This is a genomic window from Ferrovibrio terrae (assembly GCF_943371255.1).
GTDB lineage: Bacteria > Pseudomonadota > Alphaproteobacteria > Ferrovibrionales > Ferrovibrionaceae > Ferrovibrio > Ferrovibrio terrae_B.
The window spans coordinates 1-9,259 of the sequence record NZ_CALRUC010000146.1 but is presented as its reverse complement, the minus strand read 5'-3'; the positions used below and the strand labels follow the sequence as shown (position 1 = coordinate 9,259).

At 63.9% G+C, this 9,259-nt stretch carries 8 protein-coding genes and 1 pseudogene; 2 read left to right on the top strand and 7 right to left on the bottom strand.

Annotation, left to right across the window (positions count from 1 at the left end):
• Window positions 1-96 (top strand): annotated as a pseudogene (locus AAG799_RS20885) (RidA family protein); the annotation flags it as partial.
• 181 nt (window positions 97-277) lie between these two features.
• On the top strand, window positions 278-1,189 hold the full coding sequence (gene ppk2 / locus AAG799_RS20880) for a polyphosphate kinase 2 (protein WP_341898893.1): 912 nt from the start codon (window positions 278-280) through the stop codon (window positions 1,187-1,189).
• Window positions 1,190-1,244: 55 nt separating this feature from the next.
• On the opposite strand, the gene AAG799_RS20875 is transcribed toward ppk2, so the two are convergent.
• The 7 genes from AAG799_RS20875 to AAG799_RS20845 form a co-directional block, all read right to left on the bottom strand.
• The gene (locus AAG799_RS20875) at window positions 1,245-2,873 is read right to left on the bottom strand and encodes an ABC-F family ATP-binding cassette domain-containing protein (RefSeq protein WP_341898892.1); all 1,629 of its coding nucleotides are present in this window, start codon (window positions 2,871-2,873) and stop codon (window positions 1,245-1,247) included.
• A gap of 33 nt (window positions 2,874-2,906) precedes the next feature.
• Window positions 2,907-4,466 (bottom strand): glutamine-hydrolyzing GMP synthase, encoded by a 1,560-nt coding sequence (gene guaA, locus AAG799_RS20870; RefSeq protein ID WP_341898891.1) that lies wholly within the window; start codon window positions 4,464-4,466, stop codon window positions 2,907-2,909.
• Window positions 4,467-4,506: 40 nt separating this feature from the next.
• Window positions 4,507-5,010 (bottom strand): tetratricopeptide repeat protein, encoded by a 504-nt coding sequence (locus AAG799_RS20865; RefSeq protein ID WP_341898890.1) that lies wholly within the window; start codon window positions 5,008-5,010, stop codon window positions 4,507-4,509.
• A 131-nt stretch (window positions 5,011-5,141) separates the two neighbouring features.
• Window positions 5,142-5,618, bottom strand: a complete 477-nt coding sequence (locus tag AAG799_RS20860; protein ID WP_341898889.1) for a tetratricopeptide repeat protein — start codon at window positions 5,616-5,618, stop codon at window positions 5,142-5,144.
• 33 nt (window positions 5,619-5,651) lie between these two features.
• Window positions 5,652-6,929, bottom strand: a complete 1,278-nt coding sequence (locus tag AAG799_RS20855; RefSeq protein WP_341898888.1) for an RsmB/NOP family class I SAM-dependent RNA methyltransferase — start codon at window positions 6,927-6,929, stop codon at window positions 5,652-5,654.
• A gap of 6 nt (window positions 6,930-6,935) precedes the next feature.
• The gene (gene guaB / locus AAG799_RS20850; protein ID WP_341898886.1) at window positions 6,936-8,399 is read right to left on the bottom strand and encodes an IMP dehydrogenase; all 1,464 of its coding nucleotides are present in this window, start codon (window positions 8,397-8,399) and stop codon (window positions 6,936-6,938) included.
• Between the two features lie 11 nt (window positions 8,400-8,410).
• Entirely contained in the window at window positions 8,411-9,124 is a 714-nt protein-coding gene (locus tag AAG799_RS20845; protein ID WP_341898885.1) for a transglutaminase family protein, read from the bottom strand.
• Between the last annotated feature and the right edge of the window lie 135 nt (window positions 9,125-9,259).

Here is a 9,259-nt window from a genome sequence, read left to right as displayed (position 1 = left end):
GCGCCCTGGCCGACCTGGACGGCGCTGGGCGTGACCTGGCTCGCCGGCTTCGATTTCGAGATCAAGGTGGTGGCAAGGGTGCCGAAGCAGGACTGAGCCGACTTCCGCAGGGCGCGCAGATTTTTTTGCGAGCCCTGTCGGTTCAGCCTCCGGCCTAGCGTGCGCCATTCGGCGACTGGGCGCTAAAAAAACGACCGGGCCTGCCCAGTCTGCCACACCACGGTCACCAGATTGTCAAATCTTACGGGTAACCGTGTGGCCAGCAACAGGAGCCCCCATGACTGAACCGACCGAAATCCGCAGTTGGCTGGAGATCGAACTCGAGGACGACCTGGACGAGGAACTCGAGCAGGCGATCGATGACATCCGCATTCCGCCGGAACTGCGTGCGCTGCTCAAGACGCGCAAGAAGAGCACCATCGACCGCAACACTTATTTCACGGAACTCCTGCGGCTGCAGAGCGAGCTGGTGAAGCTGCAGGACTGGGTGCATTACAAGGGTCTCAAAATGGTGATCCTGTTCGAGGGCCGCGACAGTGCCGGCAAGGGTGGCGCCATCAAGCGCATCATCCAGCGCGTCAATCCGCGCACTGCCCGGGTCGTGGCGCTGCCCGCGCCGTCCGATCGCGAGAAAACCCAGTGGTATTTCCAGCGCTACGTGCCGCACCTGCCGGCTGCTGGCGAGATCGTGCTGTTTGACCGCAGCTGGTACAACCGCGCCGGCGTGGAACGCGTCATGGGTTTCGCCGATGAGACTCAGGTTGAGGACTTCTTCCGCGACGTGCCGGAATTCGAGCGCATGCTGGTGCGATCCGGTATTATCCTGGTGAAATACTGGTTCTCGATCACCGATGAAGAACAGCAGCTGCGCTTCCTGATGCGCATTCACGATCCGGTCAAGCAGTGGAAGCTCTCGCCGATGGACTTGGAGTCCCGCGTGCGGTGGGAACAGTATACCAAGGCCAAGGAAGATATGTTCGCGCGCACCAGCATCCCCGAGGCGCCCTGGCATATTGTGGAAGGCAACGACAAGAAGCGGGCACGCCTCAATCTGATCTCACACCTGCTTTCGGTGCTGCCCTACGAGGAAGTGCCGCACGAAGATATCACGCTGCCCGAGCGGAAATTCGATCCGAATTACGAACGCCGCACGCTGCCGGCGGAGCTTTACGTGCCGCAGAAGTATTGAGGCGCAGAACCGGCACAGGTCACGCGGCTGACACCACCCACGTCAATGAGTCCGGTTAACCGCCCGGATGCAGCCCCGGGGCTTCCTGGCCCGTGCGTGTCACATATTCGGTATAGCCGCCGCCGAACTGATGCACGCCTTCGGGCGTCAGCTCCAGCACGCGGTTTGAAAGGGCGGCGAGGAAATGGCGGTCATGCGACACGAACAGCATGGTGCCCTCGAAATCCGCCAGCGCCGTAACCAGCATCTCCTTGGTCGCCATGTCGAGATGGTTGGTCGGCTCATCCAGCACCAGGAAGTTCGGCGGGTCGTACAGCATCTTGGCCATCACCAGACGCGCCTTCTCGCCGCCCGACAGCACCCGGCAGGTCTTCTCGATATCGTCGCCGGAGAAACCGAAGCAGCCGGCCAGCGTGCGCAGCGCCGGTTGCCCGGCCTGCGGGAAGGACTTGTCGAGCGATTCGAAAATCGTGTCCTCGCCATCCAGCAGATCCATCGAGTGCTGGGCGAAATAGCCCATCTTCACACTGCTGCCCAGCGAGACAGTGCCCTGGTCGGGTTTGGTATCGCCGGCCACCAGCTTGAGCAGGGTGGATTTCCCCGCGCCGTTGGCGCCCAGCACGCACCAGCGCTCCTTGCGCCGCACCTGGAAATCGAGCCCGGCATAGATCGGCTGGCTGCCATAGCCCTTGTGAACATCCCTGAAGCTCGCCACGTCTTCGCCCGAGCGCGGCGGGACACGGAATTCAAACTGCACCGCCTGACGCCGCCGCGGCGGCTCGACGCGTTCGATCTTGTCGAGCTTCTTCACCCGGCTCTGCACCTGGGCGGCATGCGAGGCGCGCGCCTTGAAGCGCTCGATGAACTTGATCTCCTTGGCCAGCATGGCCTGCTGGCGCTCGAACTGCGCCTGGCGCTGTTTCTCGTTCAGCGCCCGCTGCTGGTCGTAGAAATCGTAATTGCCGGAATAGGTGGTGAGCGACCCACCGTCGATCTCGACGATCTTGCCGACGATGCGGTTCATGAACTCGCGGTCATGCGAGGTCATCAGCAGCGCGCCGTCGTAATTCTTGAGGAAGGCTTCGAGCCAGATCAGGCTTTCGAGATCGAGATGGTTGCTCGGCTCGTCGAGCAGCATGCCATCGGGGCGCATCAGCAGAATACGGGCGAGCGCCACGCGCATCTTCCAGCCGCCTGACAGCAGGCCCACATCGCCATCCATGCGCTCCTGGCTGAAGCTCAGGCCCGCCAGCACCTCGCGCGCCTTCGCCTCCAGCGCATAGCCATCCAGCTCCTGGAACCGGCCCTGCACCTCGCCATAGCGCTCGATGATGGCCTCCATGTTGTCGGCCTGGTCCGGATCGACCATCGCGGCTTCCAGCTGCGCCATTTCGGCGGCCAGCGCGCTGACCGGCCCGACGCCATCCATCACGGCGGCGACAGCAGACTGGCCCGACATCTCGCCGACATCCTGGTTGAAGTAGCCAATCGTCATGCCGGTATCGATCGCCACCTGACCATCGTCGGGCTTTTCCTCGCCGACGATCATGCGGAACAGCGTCGACTTGCCGGCGCCGTTCGGCCCGACCAGCCCCGCCTTCTCGCCTTTCTGGAGGCCCATCGAGGCATCGATGAACAGGATCTGGTGGCCGTGCTGCTTGCTGACGTTATCGAGGCGAATCATGGGGTCTGCACTAACTCAAAATTTCGGAACCGCTCATTCCCACTCAATGGTGCCGGGCGGCTTCGACGTGATGTCATAGGTCACGCGGTTGATACCGCGCACCTCGTTGATGATGCGGGTGGCGACGCGGCCGAGGAAATCATGCGGGAACGGGAAGTAATCCGCCGTCATGCCGTCGGTGGAGGTCACCGCGCGCAGGGCACAAGCCTGATCGTAGGTGCGGCCGTCGCCCATCACGCCCACCGTGCGCACCGGCAGCAGCACGGCAAAGGCCTGCCAGATCTGGTCGTACAGGCCCGAGCGGCGGATCTCGTCGAGATAGACCGCATCGACCTCGCGCAGCAGGTCGAGCTTTTCTTTTGTAATGTCGCCCGGGATGCGGATGGCGAGGCCCGGCCCCGGGAAGGGATGCCGGCCGACGAGCGATTCCGGCAGGCCAAGCTCGCGGCCCAGCATGCGCACCTCGTCCTTGAACAATTCGCGCAAGGGTTCGACCAGCTGCATGTTCATGCGGGCCGGCAGGCCGCCGACATTGTGATGCGACTTGATGGTGACGCTCGGCCCGCCCGAGAAGCTGATGCTCTCGATCACGTCCGGGTACAGCGTGCCCTGGGCGAGGAACTGCGCGCCGCCGATCTTTTTCGCCTCGGCTTCGAACACATCGATGAACAAACCGCCGATGGTCTTGCGCTTGGTTTCCGGGTCGCTGACGCCGGCCAGCTTGCCGAGGAACAGCTCAGACGCATCATTGTGGATCAGCGGGATGTTGTAATGGTCGCGGAACAGGCGGACGACCTCTTCGGCCTCGCCCTTGCGCAGCAGGCCGTGATCGACGAACACGCAGGTGAGCTGGTCGCCGATGGCCTCATGGATCAGCACGGCGGCGACCGATGAATCCACACCGCCGGAGAGGCCGCAGATCACCCTTCCCTTGCCGACCTGTTCGCGGATCTTGGCAATGGCTTCGGCGCGGAAGCCCTTCATGGTCCATTCGCCGCTGCAGCCCGCCACCTTGCGCACGAAGTTGTGCAGCAGCTTGGCGCCATCCAGCGTGTGCATCACCTCGGGGTGGAACTGCACGGCGTAGATCTTGCGCTCGTCATTGGCGATGGCGGCATAGGGCGAGCCGTCGCTGATGCCGACGGCTCGGAAGCCATCGGGGATTTTGGTGATCTTGTCGCCGTGGCTCATCCAGACCTGGTGCTTCTCGCCCTTGCGCCACACGCCGTCGAACAGGCCGCAATCGTCCTTGATCTCGAGGAAGGCACGGCCGAATTCGCGGTGATGGCCGGTCTCGACACTGCCGCCCTGCTGCATGCAGATGGTCTGTTCGCCATAGCAGATGCCGAAGATCGGCAGGCCGAGCTCGAATGCTTTCTGCGGCGCGCGCGGCGAGAATTCTTCCGTGGTGGAGGCCGGGCCGCCGGAGAAGATGATGCCCTTCAGCCTGCCGTGGTCGCTGTCGATCACCAGCGCCCCTTCCGCCTTCTGGAACGGCACGATCTCGCAATACACGCCGGCCTCGCGCACGCGGCGGGCAATCAGCTGGGTGACCTGCGATCCGAAATCGATAATAAGAATGCGCTCCGCCATCGGCGTTTTTAAACTCCTGTGCTGCAGAAAGGCCGGCTGGTCAGCTCGGCTTGGCCGCTTTGTAGGCGGCGATCTTGGTTTTCAGTTCGGTCAGCTCGGCACAGCCGAAGGTGCAGATGCTGTCGAGGCGCTTGAGGTGTTCCTCCGCCTTCTCGACATTGTTCACCTTCAGATAGGCCTCGCCGATATATTCATGGGCGCCCTTGTGGCGCGGATCGATGGTCAGTGCCTTGCCATAGGCGGCAAAGGCCTTGTCATAGTCGCCCTGGTTGCGCTGGGCATAGCCGAGCCAGTTGAAGGCATCGGCATTCTTGTCGTTCTTGGCCACCACTAGGGAAAACAGCTCGATGGCTTTCGGCCAGTCCTTGGCATCGATCGCCTTGCGGCCTTCAGCGAAATTGGGATCGGCCACCTTGGGCATGCCGGCGGAGGGATCGTTGCTGCCCATGGCGAAAACGGCCGGCGCCGGAATGGCAAAAGCCAGTCCGGTCAGCAGGGCGAAAACGGCAAGGAAACGATGGGAAAAACGCGGCGATGCGGCCATGACGGGCTCCCTGGATTTGGCTCCTCGGATGCCCGCCAGTATAGGCCGGACCGGCCTTCCGGGGCCACCCTCCGGCAAGGCGGTGGCGACCCCGGAACCGGGAAAAACCGGGCCGGAACGGCCCGCGACACTCAGCTCGGCTTGGCGGCCTTGTAGGCGGCGATCTTGCCCTTCAGCTCGGTATATTCGGCGCAGCCGAAGGTGCAGATGCTGTCGAGCCGCTTGAGGTGCTCTTCCGCCTTCTGCAGGTTGTTCACCTTGAGATAGGCCTCGCCGATATATTCGTGGGCGCCGCGATGGCCCGGCTGGATTGCCAGCGCCTTGGTGTAATGCGCAAAGGACTGGTCGTAGTTGCCCTGGTTGCGGAAGGCATAGCCCAGCCAGTTGAAGGCATCGGCATTCTGGGCATCCTTGGCCACCACCTGCTCGAACAGCGGAATCGCTTTCGCCCAGTCCTTGGCGTCGATGGCCTTCTTGCCCTCGGTGAAATTCGGATCGACCGGCTTGGCCGCCGGCGTCGGATCGCTGCCGCCGGCAGCCATGGCGGGCGCCATGCCCAGCATCAGAAGAGTGAGGCACAGGGTGAGGACGGCAGAGAGACGCAACATTAGCACACTCCTCGTTATAGGGTGCCGGCCGGCTCATGCCTGTCTCCGGAAGGCGGCGGCGAAAAAGCCGTCGGTGCCATGCCGGTAGGGTGTGAGGATCAGGCGGTCGCCGGACCGGATACGCTGATCGGTTACACCCGCCGGCCACGCCTCGGCCAGAGGCAATGCCGTAAACTCCGCGTGATGCGTCAGGAACCAGTCGGCCTGGTCGCCATTCTCGGCCGGCAGGATCGAGCAGGTCGCATACACCAGTCGCCCGCCCGGCCGCACCAGCCGCGCACCATCCTCAAGCAGCCCGCGCTGGCGCCGCAACACCTCGTCGAGGCTTGCAGGATCATAGCGCCAGCGGGCTTCGGGATTGCGGCGCCAGGTGCCGCTGCCCGAACAGGGCACATCCAGCAGCACGCGATCGGCCTTGCCTTCCAGTTCATTCAGCAGTGCCGGCATCGCATCGGCATCGCGGATCACAATGTTGCGAGCCCCGGCGCGTTCCAGCCGCGGCACCAGCCGGGCCAGCCGGCGCTGATCGTTGTCACAGGCATGCAACACGCCCTGATTGCGCATGCAGGCCGCCAATAACAGCGTCTTGCCGCCGGCGCCGGCGCAGAGATCGACCACGGTTTCATCAGGTTTCGCATCGACCAGCAGGCCGGCCAGCTGGGCAGCTTCATCCTGCGGTTCGATCAGGCCGTCGCGATACAGCGAATTCATGTCGAGCCGCACGCGATCCGGAATGCGTATCCCAATCGGCGAAAGCGGCGTCGCAGCCGCCGCAATGCCATCGGCGCGCAGCTGCTCCAGCACGGTCTCGCGGTTCGCCTGCAGGGTATTCACCCGGATGTCCAGCGGCGCGCGACCGTTCAGCGCGGCGAGTTCCATCTCGGTATGCACGCCGAAGGTGGCCTGCACCATCTCGGCCACGCTGGGCGGCAGGTTGGCACGGGCCCAGAGCGGCGCGTCCTCGTCGCTGGGCAGTTTCGACAGTGCTGCGATCTCGGTGTCATCCAGCGGCGGCGGACCATAGCCGCCCGCTGCGCAAAGCTCTTGCCACACATGCAGCGGCGTGGCGGCATCGGCAAACACCAGCAGGCGCGGCGTCAATGCGGCACCGGCGGCTTCGACGCGCCAGCGCCGCATGCCCTGCTCGCGCAGCACGGCATAGACGGTTTCGCTTACCGCGCGGCGATCCTTGGCCCCGGCAAAACGGCTGCGCCGCTGCCATTCGGTGACCACACGGTCGGCGGCAGCGGCGCGTTCCAGGATTTCGGTGATGATCTCGATGCTGGCGGCGAGCCGCGCCGCAGGGGTCATGCGACCTCAGCCCTCCTGCCGGTAATTCGGCGCTTCACGGGTGATCGCCACATCATGCACATGGCTTTCGCGCAGGCCGGCCGAGGTGATGCGGAGGAAGCGGCAGTTGCTGCGCATCTCTTCCAGCGTCGCATTGCCGGTATAGCCCATGGCGGCGCGCAGGCCACCGACCAGCTGGTGCAGGATGGTGCCGACCGGACCCTTGTAGGCGACGCGACCCTCGATGCCTTCGGGCACCAGCTTCAGCTTGTCGCCGACTTCCTGCTGGAAGTAGCGGTCGGCCGAGCCGCGGCCCATGGCGCCCAGCGAGCCCATGCCGCGATAGGATTTGTACGAACGGCCCTGGTAGAGGAACACCTCGCCGGGTGCCTCGTCGGTACCGGCCAGCAGCGAGCCGATCATGCAGGCGCTGGCGCCGGCGGCAATCGCCTTGGCCAGATCGCCGGAGAACTTGATGCCGCCATCGGCGATCACCGGCACGCCGGCCTTGTTGGCGACCGACACCGCATCGGCAACCGCGGTGAGCTGCGGCACGCCGACACCGGCGACGATGCGCGTGGTGCAGATCGAACCCGGGCCGATACCGACCTTGACGGCATCGACGCCGGCATCGATCAGCGCCTTGGTGCCTTCGGCGGTGGCGACATTGCCGCCGATCACCTGGGTGAGATTGGAGCGCTTCTTGATCGCGGTGATGGTTTCCAGCACGCGGCTGGAATGGCCATGCGCGGTATCGACGATCACGATATCCACGCCGGCATCGATCAGCGCCTGGGCGCGTTCCAGGCCATCGGCGCCGGTGGAAACGGCAGCGGCACAGCGCAGGCGGCCCTGCTCGTCCTTGCTGGCATTGGGATGCAGGCGGGCCTTTTCGATATCCTTCACCGTGATCAGGCCGACGCAATGATAAGCCTCGTCCACCACCACCAGCTTCTCGATGCGATGCTGGTGCAGCAGGCGCTTGGCCTCGCCGCTGGAGACGCCCTCACGCACGGTGATCAGCGGGCTCTTGGTCATCAGTTCATGCACCGGCTGCTGCATGTTGGTGGCAAAGCGCACATCGCGGTTGGTCAGGATGCCGACCAGCTTGCCGCCATGGCCTTCGGTGACCGGGATGCCGTGGATGCCGTAACGCTCCATCAGCGCCAGCGCATCGGCCAGCGTCGCATTCGGCTCGATGGTCAGCGGATTGACCACCATGCCGGATTCAAACTTCTTTACTGCAATGACTTCGCGGGCCTGTTCCTCGATCGTCATGTTCTTGTGCAGCACGCCGATGGCGCCGGCCTGGGCCATGGCAATCGCCATCTTGGCTTCGGTGACGGTGTCCATCGCCGCCGAGATCAGCGGGATGCCGAGTTCGATGCTGCGGGTGATGCGCGTGCGGGTATCGACTTCGGTGGGCAGCACGCTGGAGGCTGCCGGCTCGAGCAGAACGTCATCGAATGTATAGGCTTCACGAAACTGCATCGGGTGGCTCCTTACGCGTTTTTATTCTGGGGTTTATTGGCTTCAGCGGCGGCTTCGGCGGCAAAATCGCCCCCCGCACGCTTCTCGGTCATCAGATAGGGATAGTGTTTCAGCATGGCATCGCGCCATTCGCCGAACGGCATGTCGGCGAAGCTGCCGCGATCGGCGACATATTCCATATGGCGGCGGTTGTCGGCATCGAAGGGATGGAACACCGAGTCCGTCTCGCCATCGAAGTCGAGCGGCAGCACGCGGAATTTCTCGCAGAGTTCCAGGTTGAAGGCCGGGGTGGCCTTGACCCATTTGCCGTCGAGGAACAGCTCGGTGAAGCCGTGATAGTAAAAGACATCCGTGCCCATCTGGGACCGCAGGCGCGCGGTGGCAAGATGATTCTTCACATCGGCCAGGCCGATCCGTGACGGAATGCCCTCGGCACGGGCCACGGCGGCCAGCAGGATCGCCTTGTTGACGCAGAAGCCCTTGCCGCGCTCGATCACCCCGGACGCCCGCATGCCGTCCGGGCTGACTTCGACGCTGTAGGGATCGTAGAGGAAACGGTCGCGCACGGCGTAATAGAGCCGGATCGCCTTGGCCTTGGTTTCCGTCTCATCCCCGACTGCCTCGCGCGCCAGGGCGCGCACGGCCGCATGATCGCTGTCGATGTAGGGGGTGGCGGCAAGGTATGCCGGGTCCACCGCGGGCTCGGAAAGTTCCGGCGCGGTCATTGGCAAGGCGGCTCCTGACTGGGAGGAAGGTATCCTTGCCGCGGAGGATATAGACCGTCTTTCCGGCGCGGTCCAGCCTCAATAAACGCAGGAATTCAGGCTATTTAGCCGCGAAAGCCGGTGGCGATCACGTAA